We start from the raw sequence: 17,942 nt of genomic DNA on the forward strand, positions 1-17,942 counted from the left end.
GTGGCTAATTGTCCGGATCGTAGCCAACCGGTTCCGGCCGATTTCTTCCGCTCCGCGAGGTCCCGATAGGCATGCGTCGTCACCACCGAACCACTCTTCAGGAGGATCCGCATGCCCGACATCACCCGGCGCCGCGCGCTCACCGCGGCAGCCGCCGTCGCCGCGACGGCCTCGGTCGCCGCCGTCGCCGCACCCGCCGCGTCGGCCGCCGGCCACCCCATGCCCACCACACCCGATTCCTTCGACGAGGTCTACAAGGGCCGCCGGATACAGGGCCGTCCGGCCGGCGGCGGCGGACACCACCACGAACACGGCGGCGGCTACGCGGTGTTCGTCGACGGCGTGCAGCTGCACGTGATGCAGAACGCCGACGGCACCTGGATCAGCGTCGTCAGCCACTACGACCCGGTGTCCACCCCGCGCGCCGCCGCCCGTGCCGCGGTGGACGAGCTGCAGGGCGCGCAGCTGCTGCCGTTCCCCTCCAACTGACCGCCCCCGCAAGGACTTCCGGAGCACCCGCACCATGACCGTACGCAAGAACCAGGCCACCCTGACCGCCGACGAGAAGAAGCGGTTCGTGAACGCCGTCCTCGAACTCAAGCGCAGCGGACGCTACGACGACTTCGTCCGCACGCACAACGAGTTCATCATGTCGGACACCGACAACGGCGAGCGGACCGGCCACCGCTCCCCCTCCTTCCTGCCCTGGCACCGCAGATTCCTGCTCGACTTCGAGCAGGCGCTGCAGTCGGTGGACTCCTCGGTCGCGCTGCCCTACTGGGACTGGAGCACCGACCGCACGGTGCGGGCCTCGCTGTGGGCGCCGGACTTCCTCGGCGGCACCGGGCGCAGCACCGACGGCCGGGTGATGGACGGCCCGTTCGCCGCGTCCACCGGGAACTGGCCGGTCAACGTGCGCGTCGACGGCCGTACGTTCCTGCGCCGCTCGCTCGGCACCGGCGTGCGGGAACTGCCGACGCGGGCCGAGGTGGAGTCCGTGCTGTCGATGGCGACGTACGACATGGCGCCGTACAACAGCTCCTCGGACGGCTTCCGCAACCACCTGGAGGGCTGGCGCGGGGTCAACCTGCACAACAGGGTGCACGTGTGGGTCGGCGGGCAGATGGCCACCGGCGTCTCCCCCAACGACCCGGTGTTCTGGCTGCACCACGCCTACATCGACAAGCTGTGGGCCGAGTGGCAGCGCCGGCACCCGGACTCCGCCTATGTGCCGGCGGGCGGCACCCCGGACGTGGTGGACCTGAACGACACCATGAAGCCGTGGAACACCGTGCGCCCGGCGGACCTGCTGGACCACACCAAGCACTACACCTTCGACGTCTGATCAGACCTCGGCGGTACGGCACTCCGGGTGGCCCCAGCCCTGCGCGTTCTTGGCGATCTTCTCGCCGGCCGCGTAGGACCGGCCGCACAGGCAGCGGCCCGGGAACTTCGCCTTGATGGTGCGGGCGGACGCGGCCCCGCCGCTGCGCGCGGAAGCGGCGCCACCGGTGCGGCGGGGTGCCTTCCCGCGCGGCGCCCCGGCCGCCGGGGTGCCGGACGACGGAGGGGGCTCGGGCGAGCCGAGCGCGCTGCCGGCCGGCTCCTGGACGGAGGCCGCCTGGCTGGCCGCGCGGTCGGCGAAGTCGTTCAGCGGGTCTCCGTCGACCTGGTGTGCGGGGACGTAGCGGAACTCGACGGACCGGCCGCCGAGGAGCTCGTCGATGCGGACCACCAGGTCCTGGTTGGCGACGGGCTTGCCGGCGGCGGTCTTCCAGCCGTTGCGCTTCCAGCCGGGCAGCCAGGTGGTGACGGCCTTCATCGCGTACTGGGAGTCCATCCGGATCTCCAGCTCGACGTCCGGGTCGACGGCGGTGAGCAGCCGCTCCAGGGCCGTCAGCTCGGCGACGTTGTTGGTGGCCCGGCCGAGCGGGCCCGCCTCCCAGCGGGCGGGGGTCCGCTCATCGCCGTCCGAGACCACCCACGCCCATCCGGCCGGTCCGGGGTTTCCCTTCGAAGCCCCGTCGCACGCGGCCACCACACGTTCACGCATGTGCCCGATCATGCCATGGCCGCGGGCGGCGCCGTCCCGGGACCGGTCAGACGTCCCTGATCCTCGGCATCTCGCCCTCGGTGGTGGTGATGTCGATCACCGAGAAGTTCGCGCCCTGCGGATCGCTCACCGCCGCGAACCGGCCGAAGGGGCTGCTCATCGGCCCGAAGCGGAGGACCCCGCCGAGCTTGACGGCCCGGTCGACGGCCGCGTCGCAGTCGTCGACGGTGAAGTAGACGTTGATGTACGACGGCACCTCCGGCGGGAAGTCGTCGGTCATCCGCATCCGGCCGAGGACGGTGTCCTCGCCGATGTCGAACATCCGGAAGTCCACCGCGTCGTCCTCGATCTCCTTCATCCGGTACGGGAAGACCGCGGAGAGGAAGGCGTCCGTCTGCTCCGGCTCCCTGGTGAAGACCTCGGCCCAGCAGTAGGCGCCGGGGGTGGCCGTCGCCTCGAAGCCCTCGTGGGTGCCCGCCTGCCACACGCCGAACACGGCCCCGCTGGGCTCCCGGGCCAGGCACATGGTGCCGAACTCGCCGACCCGCATCGGCTCCATCAGCACCTCGCCGCCGTTCTCCCGGATCTTCTCCGCGGTGGCCGCGGCATCCGGTGAGGCGAGGTACAGGCACCACTGGGACTGGCCCTCCTGGCCGGGCATGGGCGGGACGACGGCGGCCACGGCCCTGCCGTCGGCGTAGGCCTGGGTGTAGTTGCCGTACTCCGACGACGACTCGCCGAAGGTCCAGCCGAGGACGTCGCCGTAGAACCGCTTGGCTCCCTCGACGTCACTGAACATCGCATCGGCCCAACAGGGCGTTCCTTCCGGTTGCACGGCCATGCTGCCAGCCCTCCTGACGTGGTCTGTCCCGTCTGTTCACGCTAGCCATGCGGGATCCGCCCCGCGCGCCGGGCCGACCGCCCGTACGGCGCGCGGAGCCCTCCCGCACACCCCCGGCCGGTCCACGCCCGGCTTCCGCTACTCGCCCGCGAACGCCCTGTCCAGGGCCGCCGCGTCCAGCTTGGTCATGCCCATCATGACCCTGAGGGCGCGGGCGGCCTTCGCCTGGTCCGGGCCGGCGATCATGTCGAGGAGGGGGGCGTAGACGACCTGCCAGGAGACGCCGTACCTGTCCTTGAGCCAGCCGCACCGGCCGCCCTCGCCGCCGTTCTCGGTGAGCCTCGTCCAGTAGTGGTCGATCTCCTCCTGGCCGGAGCAGAGGATCTGGAAGGAGACGGCCTCGTTGAAGGTGAACTCGGGGCCGCCGTTGAGCGCGACGAACCGCTGGCCGTTGGCCGTGAACTCCACGGTCAGCACGGAGCCGGCCGGGCCGGGACCGGACTTCGGCCACCGGACGACGCCGTCGACGCGGGCGTCCTTGAAGATCGAGACGTAGTGGTGCGCGGCCTCCTCCGCCTGGCCGTCGAACCAGAGACACGTGATGAATCCGTCGGTGGACATGAGCACCTCCTGGGGCGTGGAACGCGGTCATGTCTGTCGACTCCCGCACGCGCCGAAACTCATCGGCCCGGCATCCCGATCACGGCCGCGACCCCTGAGGTGGGCACCCGCCCGTTCCGCGTGCCGGTCCCGCGGAGCGGGAGCTGCCCAAGGAGACGGTGGACCGGGACGCCGCCGACCGCCGGACCGCCGGTCGGCGGCGTCCGGGCGTTCTTCCGGCGGCTGCGGGAGGCGTGACGGATCAGGCCGCCAGGCAGAGTCCCCGGTACGGCCGGCGCGGTGCGGCGGCGGGCGAGCGCCGCGGCGCGGTGCGCCGGGTCAGTTCGCCGTGCACCAGCGACAGCAGGTCCCCGAGGCCGAGGCCGAGCGCGTGGGCCGCGGCCGCGAGCACCTCGGACGAGGCCTCCTTGCGGCCCCGCTCGACCTCGGACAGGTAGGGCAGCGAGATCCGGGCGGCGTCGGCCACGTCCTTGAGCGTGCGGTCCTGCGCCTGCCGCTCCCTGCGCAGCACCTCACCGACGAGATCCCGCCACAGCGGCTCCCTGGGGGCGGGCTCGGTCTCCGGCGCGGCCGGGCGGGCGGGCGCCGGTCGCAGGGGGATTACGCGGGCTTCTTCGCTCACCGGGTCGCTCATCCCGTCAGCCTAGGAGCGGTACCGCCGGCGACAAGGGAGCGGGATTGCGCTCTGAGGGAAATCCTCGCGGCCACCGGCCGTTTCCCGCCAAGCCGGAAGGAGGGGTGCATGCGCGGGGTCACCGTGGGTACCCGCGCCGTAAGCGGCTCTGCGGACCTGCTTGAACTCCCGCAGAAGGGGTACCCGCACAGGACGCTCTGTGCGGGAAGCCGGCAGAGAGACCGCACAGGGAGACGTCGGAACCGTGACTTTCGTGGGAGAGGTAATGAACACCGCCGCCGGGATCCGCTCGGAAGCAGAGGTCGTCGAGCAGACCGAGCAGGACAGGACGGGCGAGGGGTCACTTCCTGGCATCGCGGACCCGGCGTCCGTCGCCCCGCGGGACGCACGGGAGCTGTCCCGCCAGTTCTTCCGCCGGCTGACCGAGCTGGAGGAAGGGACGCACGAGTACCAGTACGCGCGCAACACCCTCATCGAGATGAACATGTCGCTGGTGCGGTTCGCGGCCGGACGCTTCCGGGGCCGCGGCGACGACATGGAGGACATCGTCCAGACCGGCATGATCGGCCTGATCAAGGCCATCGACCGGTTCGAACTGGCGCGCGAGGTCGAGTTCACCTCCTTCGCGCTGCCGTACATCGTCGGTGAGATCAAGCGGTTCTTCCGGGACACCACCTGGGCCGTGCACGTTCCGCGCCGGCTCCAGGAGCTGCGGGTGGAGCTGGCCAAGGCCCGCGAGGAGCTGTCCAGCCGACTGGACCGGGACCCGACGGTCGCCGAGCTGGCCACGCTGATGAACATCCCCGCGGACCAGGTGGTCGAGGCGCAGCTGGCCTCGAACGGCTACAACTCGGCCTCCCTCGACGCGGCACTCACCGGCGACGGCCCGGAGGACGGCGAGGCGGTGCTCGCCGACTTCATCGGTGTCGAGGAGGAGGGGCTGCGGCTCGTCGAGGACTTCCACGCGCTCGCCCCGCTGATGGCGGAGCTGAGCGACCGTGACCGGCAGATCATCCACCTGAGGTTCGTGGAGGAGGCGACCCAGGCGGAGATCGGTGAGCGGCTCGGCTGCTCCCAGATGCACGTCTCCCGCCTGATCAAGCGGATCATCACCCGGCTGCGGCAGGGCATGCTCGGCGAGCTGGGCTGCGCCTGAGACCGCCGCGCCTGACACACCGCTCGGCCCCGCCGCGGCTCAGTCCCGCCGCAGCTCGAAGACGGCCCGCACCCGCTTGCCCACGGGCACGCGTTCGACGGTCAGCTCCGAGGCGAGGGCGTGCACGATCTCCAGGCCGTGCCGCCCGACGCGCTCGGGGTTCTTCGGGAACCGGCGGGGCAGGGCGGTGCTGCTGTCGTACACGGACACGATGACCGAGGTGTCCGTGCCCTCCAGCTCCAGGATGTAGGGGCCGTTGCTGTGCCGGTCGGCGTTGGTGACCAGCTCGCTCACCAGCAGGAGCAGCTCGCCGTCGGCCCGGCCGTCGGCGGTGGCGCACCACTCGGTGCGCAGCTGCTCGAGGAACCGGGACGCCAAGGCGCGAGCCTCGGCGATGCATCCGGGCTCGCCGGTGTAGTGCGCCGCGCTGCGCAGCGGTTCCACGGGTACGTCGAAACCAGTCGGTATCACTGCCCCGCCCAGGTGCTCGGTCATTCTGTCCCTCTAGGAAAACCCGGTCCGGCCGGTCGATGGTGCACCAGTCCTCGTACCCCGAGTCCGGCCCCCCAGTCCACCCGATGCGTTCGCCCAGCGCGCACAGTGGCGAAGGTCACGGCATGCGTCCGGGGCGGGCCGCCGTCACGGCTCACGCCCCGGTAGGGCACTACTGTCCCTGCTGCTGGTTCTGTTGCTGGTTCTCCTGCTGGTTCTGTTGCTGGTCCTGCTGCTGTTGCTGTTGGGTCTGCTGCTCCTGCGTCTGCTGCTCCTGCGTCTGCTGCTGGGTCTGCTGCTCCTGTGTCTGCTGCCGGCTCGCGGAGGGGGCCGGGGACTCAGGGGAGGCACCGGACCGCTCGGTCGACGGCGATCCGGCCGACGGAGCCGACGACTCGCCGGACTGGCTCTGGGCCGGGGACTCCTTGGAGGGTGACTCCTTGGAGGGTGACTCCTTGGAGGGTGACTCCTTGGACGGGGACTCCTTGGACGGGGACTCCTTGGACGGGGACTCGGTCGCCGAGCTCTTCTCGCTCGACGGCGACTTGGACTCCGAAGGCGAGGAGGACTTGGATTCGGACTCCGAGGGCGAGGAGGACTTCTCGGACGGCGAAGACGACTTCTCCGATGGCGACGACGATTCCGACGACGGCGACGACGATTCCGACGACGGTGACGTCGACTTCGAGGACGACGAGGACGACGAGGACGACGAAGACGACGAAGATGTCGACGATGTCGGGGATGTCGGGGATGTGGAAGTCGACGGCGGTGTCGAACCGGGCGAGTTCGAGGGCGACGGCGAGACCGGTGATGTGGTGATCCCGGACGAGGCCGGCGGACACCTGGAGCCCGGCCTGCTGGTCGTACCCGGCGCGCACGGCAGCGGGGACGTCCACGGGTCCGGATACTTCGGCGGCTTGCCGTGCGCGTCGTACCGGACGTTCGCGTAGCCGCGGTGGCGGTTCACCCACACGTGGTGGTGGGTGTCGTAGATCACGAAGACCTTGACGACCACCGGGGCGGGCTGCACCACGACGACGTTCGTGGACCGGTACGAGGACCACTGCCGGCCCACCAGCCGGGGGGCGGTGCGCTGGGCGACCGGTTCCTTCAGCGGGTTGCCGCAGGCGCAGCGCAGCCGGGGCACGCCGTGCGCGTCGACCAGGACGGCGGTACCGCTCTGCAGGACGGACTGGTAGCTGGTGGCGGTGCCGTTGCGGTAGCCGTGGTTGGTGACGCGGGTGTCGGCGCGCAACTGCACGGAGGTGAGGGAGCGGAGGTAGCCGGGGACACCGCCGGGCTGGACGCCGATCGACGTGGCGAACGCCCGGTTCCTGCTCGCGTCGGCCTGCAGGGCCCTGATCTGCCGCTCGACGTCACAGCTGGGCGTCTTCCGGGTGCCGCCGTAGAGGCCGGGCGCCCCGCCCTGCACACCACGGACCTCGGCGACCCCGCCCTGCGGGGTGCTGACGGGCAGGGAGACGGTGCTCCGGGGTGCCGTGGACTTCCCCGGCGCGCTGGATTTGCCCGGCGCGGTGGACTTCCCGGGCTCGCTGGACTTCCCCGGCGCGGTGGACTTCCCGGGCTCGGTGGACTTGCCGGGCTCGCTGGACTTCCCGGGCTCGGTGGACTTGCCCGGGGTGGTGGCGGTGCCCTGCGTCGCGGTCGACTCCGTGAACGGGTCCTGGCCGGTGCTGTTGGCGGCCTCCAGGAAGACCTCGCCGCGCTGGGCGGAGGTCCCGCCGCCGCCCGGACGCGTGAAGACCACCGCGAGGGCCGCGGCGGCGATCAGGGCCGCGGTGAGCGCCGCGACCCGGGGCACCGATTTCCACCAGTGACCGTGCGGCTCCTTGTGCCCCCCGCCACCGGCCGGCGGCGGCGAGGGCGGCGGACCGGCGGGCGGTCGGGACGAGCCCGACAGCGGACCGGAGGGCGGACCTGTGGGACGGCCGGAGGACGGAGGTTCGACGCTCACGAGCCCTACTTCCCGTCGCGATGCGCGGCTTTGCTCAGATAAATCCGTCAGTTTCCGTCAAACCCTTTTTGGGTCATTTGGCTGCACACTGACACCATTGTGTGACGGAGTACCGGGCCGCTCAAGCCGAGGACCCGCGCGGCGGGCGGCCTCCAGTCGGGGCCGGCACCTGGTCCGGGCCGGCGCCGAACACCGGTGCCGCCCAGTGCGGGGGCCAGGGGGCGGGCTCGGGCGGCGGCGCCGGAGCCCGCTCGGGGACCGCGCGGCCGTCCGGCGGCGCGGCGGTCGCGGCGGTCGCGGCCGCGCGCAGGGCGGTGATGAAGTCCAGGCAGGTGTCGTGGCGGGCGTCCGGGCTCTTGGCCAGGGCCCGGGCGAACACGGAGTCGACGGCCGGGGAGAGACCGGCGCTGACGGAGCTCGGCGCGGGCGGCTCGTCGTACTGGTGGGCCCACAGCAGGGCCATGTCGTCCTCGCGCTGGAACGGCGGGCGGCCGGTGAGGGTCTCGTAGACCACGCAGGCGAGGCCGTAGACGTCGCAGCGGCCGTCGACCGGGCGGCCGGAGATCTGCTCGGGGGCGACGTAGTCGAGGGTGCCGACGAACTGGCCGACGCTGGTGAACCCGGTCAGCGAGAGGGACTTCTTGGTGAGCCCGAAGTCGGTCAGGTACACGTATTCGGGATGGTCGCTGTCGGTCCCCTCGGCGACCAGGATGTTGCCGGGCTTGACGTCCCGGTGGACCAGGCCGTGGTCATGGGCGGCGTCCAGGGCGGAGGCCACCTGGACGGCGATGCGCACCGCGTCCGCCGGCGGCAGCGGTCCGCGCGTGTCGAGGAGGTGGCGCAGGTCGCTGCCGGAGACGTACCGCATGGCGATGTAGAGCACCCCGTCGGTCTCGCCGGCCTCGAAGACGGGCACGATGTGCGGGTGGTCGATCGCCGCGGCGACCTGGGACTCGTGGGTGAAACGCTTGCGGAAGGTGTCGTTGCGGGCCAGCTCAGGGGCGAGCAGTTTCAGCGCGACGGTACGGCCCAGGCGCAGGTCGCGGGCGCGGTAGACGACCGCCATCCCGCCGCGCCCGACCTCGCTCTCGATCAGGTAGCTCGCCACCTGCCGGCCGATCAGTTCCGAGGGGCGGCCGGCGAACAGGCTGGTCTCGCTCGACATCAGCGCTCACCTTCGGGCGCGACCAGCCGGGCGGAGGCACCGCCGGTGTCGTCCTCCCCGGCGACCGAGGCGTCGGTGGCGTAGGTGCTCAGCCGCCGCCCGTCGCCGTACACCCACCGCTCCTCCTGCGCGTCGTACAGCCACATGGAGGCGCCGTCGACGACGAGCCCGATCCGCAGGCCCTCGGTGCGCATGTCGAAGGCCTCCCCGTCCAGGCCGCCGGCCGCCAGGTCCTCCACGGCGGCCCGGTAGTCGGCCAGGGCCTGCTCCACCCGGGCGAGCAGGGGCCGCGGATCGGTGGCGGCCTCGGGCTCGCCGTCGGCGGCGGGGGGGTCTTCGGGTACGGCGACGAGGAGCCGGCCGTCGACCCAGGCGGCCCAGCCGTTGGCGCAGCAGATGTACCCCCAGTCGCCGCGCCGCTCCACGAGCTGCACCGGCAGCAGCGGATCCAGGGGCACGGTGGGGCGCGCCGGGTCCGGGGCCTCCCAGGCGGGCAGTCCGTGCGGCGGGACGACGTGTGTGGGCCGGAACCCGGGGGTCTTCATCGCCGGCCCGCTTCCGCACCGGGGATCACCGCGGGGCCCGTCTCGGTCGCCAGGACGAGTGCGGGTGCGGTCGGGACGACCGGCCACTCAGCCATGCCGGAATTCTATCGATTCGTGCAGATGTGCACCCCCCGCGCGAGAGGCGAGAAGGGCACTGTGAGGAGACGACGGAGGGGGAGAGGGAGAAGTGGGAGACCGGGGGCGGGCACGGAGGGGGCGGGGCCGGAGGGGGCGTCGGTCAGGCGACCGGTACGACGAGGCCGGGGACCGTCCGCTGCATGCGCAGCGCGTCGACGGACTCCGCGAGCAGTTCGTACTCGGTGGTCTCGTCGCCGGTCGCGATCCGCACCAGCCGGCCGGCGGCCAGTTCGTCGGCGACGCTCTCCTGCTGGGCCGGGTCACCGCACCAGGCGCGCAGCACGAAGGGCACGTCGGGCACCGTGTCGGCGACCGGCACGAGCGAGCCGGCCGGGAAGTGCCCCACCTCGGGGCGGGGGTCGAGGCGGTCGGCGATCCAGTTGGCGCGGTCGCGCAGCCACCACAGGGCGAGGGCCAGGGTGGGTGCGCGGTAGGTCCCGAGGGGCACTCCGATGCGCTGTCCGCCGCAGACGCCGTACGCGGTGACATGGCACAGGAATTCGTCGTGCATGCGCGCTCCCCCGTCGCGTCGTTCGCCTGCGAACGGCCTCGCCTTCGGTGCGGGTCATGTGCGGTGCGTGATCGGAACCTCGCGGGAAGTGAAGTCCGTACAGTCGAGTATGTTCACTGCTGAACCACTGTCACCATGACTTTCCGGCCAGTCTCTTGACATATTCCTCGCCCGTTCTGGCCGGAATGAGGCGTCCGCACGGCGTCCCGCGCATGACCTTCGAGGTAATCGACCCGGCCGCCGCCCCTGCCGCATGGTGGTCACACCGGGTCGGCGGAACCCCGACCCGGATCCTGACCAGCAGAGACGACCTCGATGGAGGAGCTTCGCCATGGCCGTGCGCACCGAACGTCACGAGAACGCCGCCGCCCGTTACTTCGAGGCCTGGAACGCCACCGGACCGGAGGCCGTGGCGAAGGCCGTCGCCGCCGCGTGGGCCCCGGACGGCGGCTACACCGACCCCCTCGCGGACGTCCGCGGCCACGAGCAGATCGCGGCCGTCATCACGGCGGCCCACGAGCAGTTCCCGGGCTTCGTGTTCCGCCCGCTCGGCGCGGTCGACGGCCACCACGACACCGCGCGTTTCGGCTGGGAGCTGGTGAACGAGGCTGACGGTTCGGCGCCGGTGGCCGGGTTCGACGTGATCACACTGGACGCCGAGGGCCGCATCCAGCAGGTCCTGGGGTTCCTGGACCGCGTCCCGGCGGACGCCTGACGGCACCGCCGGGAACACGCCCCGGACGGCCGCGGCACCGGTCGGGCGTAGCACCGGACAGTCGCGACACCGGACGGTCGAATCGCGACGCGGGACGGCCACGACACCGGACAGTCGCGCCGCCGGACGGCCGTCGGCACGGACGGTCGTGGCACGGACGGCCGTGGCACGGACGGTCGTGGCACGGACGGTCGTAGCCCTCCCCGGGCCGTCCGTCCGGTGCTACGGCCGGACGATCGCGTCGATGCGCGCCAGCTCCTCAGCGTCGAAGTCCAGGTTGCGGACGGCCGCGACGCTGTCCTCGATCTGCCGCGCGCTGCTCGCGCCGACCAGGGCGGAGGTCACCCGGCCGCCGCGCAGCACCCAGGCCAGGGCGAGCTGGGCCAGCGTCTGGCCGCGGGACCCCGCGATCTCGTTCAGCGCCCGCAACCGGGCGACGAGGTCCTCGGTGACCGCGTCCGAGTTCAGGAACGGGCTGTCGCTCGCGGCTCGGGAGTCCTCCGGGATGCCATCGAGGTAGCGGCCGGTGAGCAGGCCCTGCTCCAGCGGGGAGTACGCGATGGAGCCGATCCGGAGTTCGTCCAGGGTGTCGAGCAGGCCCTCGTCCTCGGGGCGCCGGTCGAGCATCGAGTAGCGCGGCTGGTGGATGAGGAGCGGGGTGCCCAGCTCGCCGAGGATGCGGGCGGCCTCGCGGGTCTGCTCGGCGGAGTAGTTGGAGACGCCGACGTAGAGGGCCTTGCCCTGCTGCACCGCCGAGTGCAGGGCGCCCATCGTCTCCTCCAGGGGAGTGTCCGGGTCGAAGCGGTGCGAGTAGAAGACGTCGACGTACTCCAGGCCCATCCGCTTCAGGCTCTGGTCGAGCGAGGACAGCACGTACTTGCGCGAGCCCCACTCGCCGTACGGGCCGGGCCACATCAGATAGCCGGCCTTGGTGGAGATCACCAGCTCGTCGCGGTATCCGGCGAAGTCCGCCTTCAGCGCCTCGCCGAGGGCGGACTCGGCGGCGCCGGGCGGCGGGCCGTAGTTGTTCGCGAGGTCGAAGTGGGTGACGCCGAGGTCGAACGCGCGGCGCAGGATGGCCCGCTGGGTCTCGACGGGCCGGTCCGGCCCGAAGTTGTGCCACAGGCCCAGCGACAGGGCGGGGAGCTTCAGTCCGCTGCGTCCGGTGCGCCGGTAGGGCATGTCGGCGTAGCGGTCGGGGTGTGCGGTGTACAACGCGACTCCAGAGGGGTTGGCACACGATCTACCGGTGCCACTCTTCCCCGGCCGGCGGGCAGCGGTCCAACAGAAGAATCCGATGGGATTCAGCGGCTAGGCTTCTCAATCATGGAACTGCGCCATCTCCAGCACTTCGTCGCGGTCGCCGAGGACCAGCACTTCACCCGGGCCGCCGAACGCCTGATGGTGTCCCAGTCGGGCCTGTCGGCCTCCATCCGCGCGCTGGAGAGGGAGCTGCGGGCGCCGCTGTTCGTGCGGACCACGCGGCGGGTGACGCTCACCGAGGCGGGGCGGGCGCTTCTGGTGGAGGCCGAGCGGATCCTGGCGCAGGTGCGCTCGGCGCACGAGGCGGTGGCGGCGGTGCAGGGCGTGCTGCGGGGGACCCTGGCCCTCGGCACCGAGCAGTGCATCGCCGGGGTGCAGGTGGCCCGGCTGCTGGCGGCCTTCCGGGGCCGGCACCCGGATGTGGAGATCCGGCTGCGGCAGGCGGGTTCGGGGGCGCTGGCGGAGGAGGTCGCGGCCGGGCGGCTCGACCTGGCGTTCGCCTACCGCACCCAGGCGGACACCGACCAGCTGCGCTCGGTGTCGCTGACCAGCGAGCCGATGACGGTGCTGTGCCATCCGAGCCACCGTCTGGCCTCCGCCCCGGCCGTGCTGGGCCCGGACGACCTCGCCGGGGAGGTCTTCGTGGACTTCCACCCCGACTGGGGTCCGCGCCGCACCACCGACGCCGCGTTCACCGGGGCCGGCGTCCGGCGCACGGTCGCCCTGGAGGTCAACGACGTGCACAGCCTGCTGGACCTGGTGGACGAGAACCTGGGGATCGCCGTCGTACCCCGGCACTTCCGGCACAAGCGGCCGGCGCTCGCGGCGCTCCCGCTGAAGGGCGTGGGCGAGGCGGAGTACGAGACGGTCGCCCTGCTGCCGCCGGAGCGGGCCACGAGCCCGGCCGCACGGGCGCTGGTCACGCTGCTCGAAACGGGCGCCCTGGACGCGTGACGAGGACCGGCGGCCGCCGTTCGGCCGACGGGGCGCGCGAGCGGCGCCGGTTTGCGATGGTGGACGGTATGCATGCAAAGGACATCCTCATCGACGGCTACGGCCGCATCCAGGAAGAAGTCCACGCCGCCCTCGACGGCCTCGGCCCGGACCAGCTGCACCACCGCCCGTCCCCCGAGGCCAACTCCATCGCCTGGCTGGTCTGGCACCTGACGCGCGTGCAGGACGACCACGTCGCGGACGCCTTCGACCTCGACCAGGTGTGGCTCTCCCAGGACTGGGAGAAACGGTTCGGCCTCGACCTGCCCCGGCACGACACGGGTTACGGGCACACTCCGGCCAAGGTCGCGAAGGTGCGGGTGGCGTCGGCCGACCTGCTGACCGGGTACTACGACGCCGTGCACGAGCAGACCCTCGGCGTCCTGCGCACGCTGGCCGCCAAGGATCTCGAACGCATCGTGGACGAACGCTGGGACCCCCCGGTCTCCCTCGGCGTCCGCCTGGTGAGCGTCCTGTCCGACGACCTTCAGCACGTCGGACAGGCCGCCTACCTCAGGGGCCTCGTCTAGAGCGCGCTCGCGTACCCCGGCAGGACCACGTCCTCGATGAGGGCCTTGCGCTCGTCGAACGGGATGAACGCGCTCTTGAGGGCGTTCACGGTCACCGTGCGCAGGTCCTCGACCGTCCAGCCGGCCTCCTCGACCAGCAGGGACATCTCCCGGGTCATCGTCGTCCCCGAGACCAGACGGTTGTCGGTGTTGAGGGTGACCCGGAAGCCGAGGTCCTTCAGAGCGGTGATGGGGTGCTCGGCGATGGAGGTGGCGCAGCCGGTCTGGAGGTTGGAGGTGGGGCACATCTCCAGGGCGATACGGCGGTCACGCACCCAGGAGGCGAGGCGGCCGAGCTTGCCGGCCGCGAGGTCCGGGATGTCCTCGGTGAGGCGCACACCGTGGCCGATGCGCTGGGCACCGCACACCTGGAGGGCCTGGTGGATGCTGGGCAGCCCGTGGGCCTCACCGGCGTGGATGGTGAAGGGCACGTTCTCGCGGCGCAGGTGCTCGAAGGCGGCCAGGTGGTCGGCGGGCGGGAAGCCGTCCTCGGCACCCGCGATGTCGAAGCCGACGACACCGGCGTCACGGTAGGCCACGGCCAGGTCGGCGGCCTCGCGGACCCGGTCGAACATCCGCATTCCGCACAGCAGGGTGCCGACGCGGACGGGGGTGCCGGCGGCGGCCGCCTTGGCCATGCCGGCCGCGAGACCCTCCTGGACGGTCTCCACGACCTCGCTCATCGCCAGGCCGCCCTTGGTGTTCAGCTCGGGGGCGTAGCGGACCTCGGCGTAGACGACGCCGTCGGCGGCGAGGTCGAGGACGTACTCCTCGGCGGTGCGCAGCAGGCCCTCGCGGGTCTGCATGACGGCGAGGGTGTGCTCGAAGGTGGCGATGTAGCGGACCAGGTCGCCGGAGTTGGCGGCCTCGAAGTACCAGGCGGCCAGCTCGTCCGGGTCGGTGGTGGGCAGGGTGTGGCCGACCGCGTCCGCGAGTTCGACGACGGTGGCGGGGCGCAGGCCGCCGTCGAGGTGGTCGTGCAGGACGGCCTTGGGGAGCCGGCGGAGGGTCTCGGTGTCGATGCGGGACGCGGTCATGGGCGTTTCGTTTCCTCAGGTCCTCGGGCAGGTGGTGCGGGGTGGATCAGTGGCCGGCGGGCTGGAGCAGGTCCCAGCGGTTGCCGTACAGGTCCTGGAAGACGGCGACCGTGCCGTACGGCTCGTGGCGCGGCTCCTCCAGGAAGGTCACGCCGGCGGCGGTCATCCGGGCGTGGTCGCGGGCGAAGTCGTCGGTGTGCAGGAAGAAGCCGACGCGGCCGCCGGTCTGGTCGCCGACGCGGGTCCGCTGGTCCTCGTCCTTGGCCCGGGCCAGGAGCAGTCCGGTGGCGGCGCCGTCGCCGCCGGGCTCGACCACGACCCAGCGCGAGCCGTCGGGACGCGGGGCGTCCTCGGCGAGACGGAACCCGAGGGCCTCGGTGTAGAAGCGGATGGCCTCGTCGTAGTCGTGCACGACGAGGGTGACCAGGGCGACGCGGCGCATGGCGACCTTCCGGTGGGATGGGTTAGCCGGTGAGGTTATACGTAAAACCTACGGCGCGCCAGTCTGGTTCTACGCGCGTCACGGAAACGGTGCCACGCGGGGTGGGGAGGGGCAGTGGAGACGGGGTAACGGCGTGGTCCCGCGACGGGCGTCTCCGTGTCCGGGGGTGCCCGGCCGAGGGAGGTGTACCGGGGGGCCGGCGGGGGCTGAGGGAGGTACTCCCGCTCCTCTCAGGCGCTCTGCGCGGGTCCCGCCGCCGGGCGTGGCGCCGGCGCCGCGACCGGGTCCGGCCGGCCGAGGGCCCGGCGGGCCGGGACCGGCAGGGCGCACGGCAGCAGCAGGGGAAGCGGGAGCGGCAGCGGTACGGTCATCACGCTCATCGGCCGTCGGGTTCGAGCAGGTCGCGCAGAACGCGTTCGTCGTCGGGGCCGAGCTGGGCGACGAAGCGGGCGAGCACCGTCTCTCGGTCGCTGCCCCGGTCCAGTTCGCTGTGCATCCGGCGGGCGGTGAGACCGTGGGCGTCCTGGACGTCCCGCGCGGGCGAGTAGGCGTAGCCGCGGCCCTGGCGCCGCCGGTCCACGACCCCCTTCTCGTGCAGCCGGGTGAGGATCGTCGTCACCGTCGTACGGGCGAGGTCCAGGCCGAGGCTCTGCTGGACCTGGCCGGGCGTCCGGGGCGCGTCGGCGGCCCAGAGCACGGCCATGACGCTCGCTTCGAGTTCGCCGGCCGGCCGGCGTTCGTCCTTGGCGTCGCTCATGGGAAGGTTCCTCACCCCGTCCTGGTCCGGTGGCCCGGGCCCGTCTCCGTCCACCCGATGGTAGTCAGCCGGGGCCGCCCCACGGTCGTACGACCGTACGCACCGGGAGCGGGTACGGACACGGTGGTACCGCCGTATGCACCGGGGGCGGGCATGGACACGGTGGTACGACCGTACGCACCTGGCGCGGGCATGGACACGGTGGTACGACCGTACGCACCCGGCGCGGCAGGGACCGTCCGGCCGTCGGCCTCAGCTCGCCCGGTCGCGGGCCGCGCCGAGCCGCGCCAGTTCCTCCCCGGTGAGCCGCAGCGCGCCCGCGGCGACGTTCTCGGCCAGGTGGCCGGGGTCGCCGGTGCCGGGGATGGCGAGGACGTGCGGGCCCTGGTGCAGCGTCCAGGCGATGCGGACCTGGGCGGGGCTGACGCCGTGGGCCCGGGCGGCGGAGAGCACCGCGTCGTCGTGAGCGGTGGTCGCGCCGTGCTCCCCGGCCGCTCCGGCCACGGCGTAGAAGGGGACGAAGGCGATGCCGTGCGCGCCGCACAGCCGCAGGACCTCGTCGCCGACCGGGTCGGGCCGGTCCACGGCGTACCGGTTCTGCACGCTCACCACCGGCGCGATCTCCAGGGCCTCGGCGAGGTGCCGGGGTTCGACCCCGGAGATCCCGAGGTGCCGGATCAGCCCCGCCTCGCGCAACTCGGCGAGGGCGCCGAAGTGTTCGGCGACGGAGTCCTGGCTCATCCGGCGGAGGTAGACGAGGTCGAGGTGGTCGCGCCCGAGCTGGCGCAGGTTCTCCTCGACGTGTCCGCGCAGTTCGTCGGGGCGGGCGGAGGTGCCCCACTCGCCGCGGTAGTCGCGGTAGGGGCCGACCTTGGCGGCGATGACCAGGTCGTCGCCGTACGGGGACAGCGCGGTGTTGATGAGTTCGTTCGCGCTGCGCAGCGAGGAGAAGTAGAAGGCCGCCGTGTCGATGTGGTTGACGCCCAGTTCAACGGCCTTGCGCAGCACGGCGAGTGAGCGTTCCCGGTCGCTCGGGGTGCCGTTGTGGAAGGCGGCGCTGCCCGTCAGCCGCATCGCGCCGAGGCCGATGCGGTGGACGGGCAGGTCGCCGAGCTTCCAGGTGCCGGAGGTTTCCGCGGTGATCGTTTCCGCGGTGATCGTTTCTGCGGTCATCGGCGGAGTCTCGCACACGGCCCCCGGCCTCCGGGCGGTGTCAGCAGTACAGGTTGGCGCCGGGCGAGACGCCGAGGATCTGGGTGAAGCGCTGGTAGGAGGAGACGCGGCTCTGCACCTGCGCGGGGTTCTTGCCGTCGCATTCCAGGGAGCCGTTGATGCTGCGTATGGTCTGGCCGAAGCCGGCGCCGTTCACCATGGCGTTGTGCGGGGTCATGGTGCCGGGTCCGGTCTGGGTGTTCCAGTACCACAGGCCGGTCTTCCAGGCGACGGACGCGTTGTTCTGCACCAGGTTCGGGTTGTTGAGCAGGTCGATGCCGAGCGCGTCACCGGCGGTCTTGTAGTTGAAGTTCCAGGAGAGCTGGATGGGGCCGCGCCCGTAGTACGCCGCCTGTCCCGCCGGACAGCCGTACGGTTGGCTCCAGTCGCAGTAGTGCGGGTAGTTGGCGGTGTTCTGCTCGACCACGTACACCAGGCCGCCGGTCTCGTGGCTGACATTGGCCAGGAAGGCGGCGGCCTCCTGCTTCTTCACGGTGTCGCTGCCGGTGTTCGCGAAACCGGGATAGGCGGCGAGGGCGGCGGTCAGGCCGCTGTAGGTGTAGAAGGAATTCCGGTTCGGGAACATCTGGTTGAACTGAGTCTCGCTGACCACGAAGCCGGCGGCGGAGGCCGTGGGGGCCGCCTGGAGCACCAGGGCGGAAGCGCCCAGGGCGAGCGAGGTCAGCAGGGCGGCGATGCGGTGCTTCAACACGAACCAACTCCTTTGCGCAGCACGGCCGCACCCGGAAGCGACGGGAACGGCGTGGTGGGGGGTTGGGCCTACTCAACCGCCTTGGTCTGTACCAGTCAAGGGTGTAGA

22 protein-coding genes are annotated in these 17,942 nt (G+C 72.0%); 6 read left to right on the forward strand and 16 right to left on the reverse strand.

Annotated elements, in window-relative coordinates:
• Window positions 1-111: 111 nt before the first annotated feature.
• The gene (gene melC1 / locus IEZ20_RS11405) at window positions 112-489 is read left to right on the forward strand and encodes an apotyrosinase chaperone MelC1 (RefSeq protein WP_189297180.1); all 378 of its coding nucleotides are present in this window, start codon (window positions 112-114) and stop codon (window positions 487-489) included.
• Window positions 490-523: 34 nt separating this feature from the next.
• Complete coding sequence (gene melC2 / locus IEZ20_RS11410; protein WP_189297182.1) at window positions 524-1,345, forward strand: tyrosinase MelC2; 822 nt, start codon at window positions 524-526, stop codon at window positions 1,343-1,345.
• On the opposite strand, the gene IEZ20_RS11415 is transcribed toward melC2, so the two are convergent.
• The 4 genes from IEZ20_RS11415 to IEZ20_RS11430 all read right to left on the reverse strand — a co-directional run bounded on the left by IEZ20_RS11415 (window position 1,346) and on the right by IEZ20_RS11430 (window position 4,149).
• On the reverse strand, window positions 1,346-2,065 hold the full coding sequence (locus IEZ20_RS11415; protein ID WP_189297184.1) for a ribonuclease H family protein: 720 nt from the start codon (window positions 2,063-2,065) through the stop codon (window positions 1,346-1,348).
• Between the two features lie 34 nt (window positions 2,066-2,099).
• On the reverse strand, window positions 2,100-2,894 hold the full coding sequence (locus IEZ20_RS11420) for a VOC family protein (protein WP_189297186.1): 795 nt from the start codon (window positions 2,892-2,894) through the stop codon (window positions 2,100-2,102).
• Between the two features lie 138 nt (window positions 2,895-3,032).
• The gene (locus tag IEZ20_RS11425) at window positions 3,033-3,515 is read right to left on the reverse strand and encodes a VOC family protein (RefSeq protein WP_189297188.1); all 483 of its coding nucleotides are present in this window, start codon (window positions 3,513-3,515) and stop codon (window positions 3,033-3,035) included.
• Between the two features lie 241 nt (window positions 3,516-3,756).
• Entirely contained in the window at window positions 3,757-4,149 is a 393-nt protein-coding gene (locus IEZ20_RS11430) for a helix-turn-helix domain-containing protein (RefSeq protein WP_189297190.1), read from the reverse strand.
• Between the two features lie 265 nt (window positions 4,150-4,414).
• Between IEZ20_RS11430 and IEZ20_RS11435 the strand changes: the two genes are divergently transcribed.
• Window positions 4,415-5,305 carry an RNA polymerase sigma factor SigF gene (locus tag IEZ20_RS11435; protein ID WP_189297796.1) on the forward strand — a complete coding sequence of 297 codons (891 nt, stop codon included), beginning with the start codon at window positions 4,415-4,417 and terminating at the stop codon, window positions 5,303-5,305.
• 39 nt (window positions 5,306-5,344) lie between these two features.
• Here the strand turns inward: IEZ20_RS11435 and IEZ20_RS11440 are convergent, their stop codons facing one another.
• The 5 genes from IEZ20_RS11440 to IEZ20_RS11460 all read right to left on the reverse strand — a co-directional run bounded on the left by IEZ20_RS11440 (window position 5,345) and on the right by IEZ20_RS11460 (window position 10,134).
• Entirely contained in the window at window positions 5,345-5,800 is a 456-nt protein-coding gene (locus IEZ20_RS11440; RefSeq protein WP_189297192.1) for an ATP-binding protein, read from the reverse strand.
• Between the two features lie 169 nt (window positions 5,801-5,969).
• Window positions 5,970-7,622 (reverse strand): DUF6777 domain-containing protein, encoded by a 1,653-nt coding sequence (locus IEZ20_RS39605; protein ID WP_189297194.1) that lies wholly within the window; start codon window positions 7,620-7,622, stop codon window positions 5,970-5,972.
• 274 nt (window positions 7,623-7,896) lie between these two features.
• Window positions 7,897-8,940, reverse strand: a complete 1,044-nt coding sequence (locus IEZ20_RS11450; RefSeq protein ID WP_189297196.1) for a serine/threonine-protein kinase — start codon at window positions 8,938-8,940, stop codon at window positions 7,897-7,899.
• Window positions 8,940-9,485: a hypothetical protein gene (locus IEZ20_RS11455; RefSeq protein WP_189297198.1), complete on the reverse strand. Its 546-nt coding sequence runs from the start codon at window positions 9,483-9,485 to the stop codon at window positions 8,940-8,942. The genes IEZ20_RS11450 and IEZ20_RS11455 overlap by 1 nt, the downstream gene beginning before the upstream one ends.
• Before the next feature lie 238 nt (window positions 9,486-9,723).
• A complete protein-coding gene (locus IEZ20_RS11460) occupies window positions 9,724-10,134 on the reverse strand; it encodes a hypothetical protein (RefSeq protein WP_189297200.1) in 411 nt (136 codons plus the stop codon).
• Window positions 10,135-10,465: 331 nt separating this feature from the next.
• Between IEZ20_RS11460 and IEZ20_RS11465 the strand changes: the two genes are divergently transcribed.
• Window positions 10,466-10,849, forward strand: coding sequence for a nuclear transport factor 2 family protein (locus IEZ20_RS11465; RefSeq protein ID WP_189297202.1), 384 nt, complete (start codon window positions 10,466-10,468; stop codon window positions 10,847-10,849).
• Between the two features lie 222 nt (window positions 10,850-11,071).
• Here the strand turns inward: IEZ20_RS11465 and mgrA are convergent, their stop codons facing one another.
• Window positions 11,072-12,064: an L-glyceraldehyde 3-phosphate reductase gene (gene mgrA, locus IEZ20_RS11470; protein WP_189297204.1), complete on the reverse strand. Its 993-nt coding sequence runs from the start codon at window positions 12,062-12,064 to the stop codon at window positions 11,072-11,074.
• Between the two features lie 111 nt (window positions 12,065-12,175).
• Between mgrA and IEZ20_RS11475 the strand changes: the two genes are divergently transcribed.
• Together IEZ20_RS11475 and IEZ20_RS11480 are read left to right on the forward strand one after the other, a co-directional pair.
• Window positions 12,176-13,066 carry a LysR family transcriptional regulator gene (locus tag IEZ20_RS11475; RefSeq protein WP_189297206.1) on the forward strand — a complete coding sequence of 297 codons (891 nt, stop codon included), beginning with the start codon at window positions 12,176-12,178 and terminating at the stop codon, window positions 13,064-13,066.
• A gap of 68 nt (window positions 13,067-13,134) precedes the next feature.
• On the forward strand, window positions 13,135-13,635 hold the full coding sequence (locus IEZ20_RS11480; RefSeq protein ID WP_189297209.1) for a mycothiol transferase: 501 nt from the start codon (window positions 13,135-13,137) through the stop codon (window positions 13,633-13,635).
• Here the strand turns inward: IEZ20_RS11480 and IEZ20_RS11485 are convergent.
• The 6 genes from IEZ20_RS11485 to IEZ20_RS11510 all read right to left on the reverse strand — a co-directional run bounded on the left by IEZ20_RS11485 (window position 13,632) and on the right by IEZ20_RS11510 (window position 17,831).
• Complete coding sequence (locus tag IEZ20_RS11485; RefSeq protein ID WP_189297211.1) at window positions 13,632-14,711, reverse strand: adenosine deaminase; 1,080 nt, start codon at window positions 14,709-14,711, stop codon at window positions 13,632-13,634. The genes IEZ20_RS11480 and IEZ20_RS11485 overlap by 4 nt on opposite strands.
• 46 nt (window positions 14,712-14,757) lie before the next feature.
• A complete protein-coding gene (locus tag IEZ20_RS11490) occupies window positions 14,758-15,153 on the reverse strand; it encodes a VOC family protein (protein WP_189297213.1) in 396 nt (131 codons plus the stop codon).
• A gap of 230 nt (window positions 15,154-15,383) precedes the next feature.
• Window positions 15,384-15,533 carry a hypothetical protein gene (locus IEZ20_RS11495; RefSeq protein ID WP_189297216.1) on the reverse strand — a complete coding sequence of 50 codons (150 nt, stop codon included), beginning with the start codon at window positions 15,531-15,533 and terminating at the stop codon, window positions 15,384-15,386.
• A complete protein-coding gene (locus IEZ20_RS11500) occupies window positions 15,530-15,910 on the reverse strand; it encodes a BlaI/MecI/CopY family transcriptional regulator (RefSeq protein WP_189297237.1) in 381 nt (126 codons plus the stop codon). The genes IEZ20_RS11495 and IEZ20_RS11500 overlap by 4 nt, the downstream gene beginning before the upstream one ends.
• A 252-nt stretch (window positions 15,911-16,162) precedes the next feature.
• Window positions 16,163-17,083, reverse strand: a complete 921-nt coding sequence (locus IEZ20_RS11505; protein ID WP_189297239.1) for an aldo/keto reductase — start codon at window positions 17,081-17,083, stop codon at window positions 16,163-16,165.
• A gap of 40 nt (window positions 17,084-17,123) precedes the next feature.
• The gene (locus IEZ20_RS11510; protein ID WP_373303925.1) at window positions 17,124-17,831 is read right to left on the reverse strand and encodes a chitinase; all 708 of its coding nucleotides are present in this window, start codon (window positions 17,829-17,831) and stop codon (window positions 17,124-17,126) included.
• Between the last annotated feature and the right edge of the window lie 111 nt (window positions 17,832-17,942).

Origin of the sequence: Streptomyces cinerochromogenes, from assembly GCF_014648635.1 — a bacterium.
Taxonomy (GTDB): Bacteria; Actinomycetota; Actinomycetes; order Streptomycetales; family Streptomycetaceae; genus Streptomyces; species Streptomyces cinerochromogenes.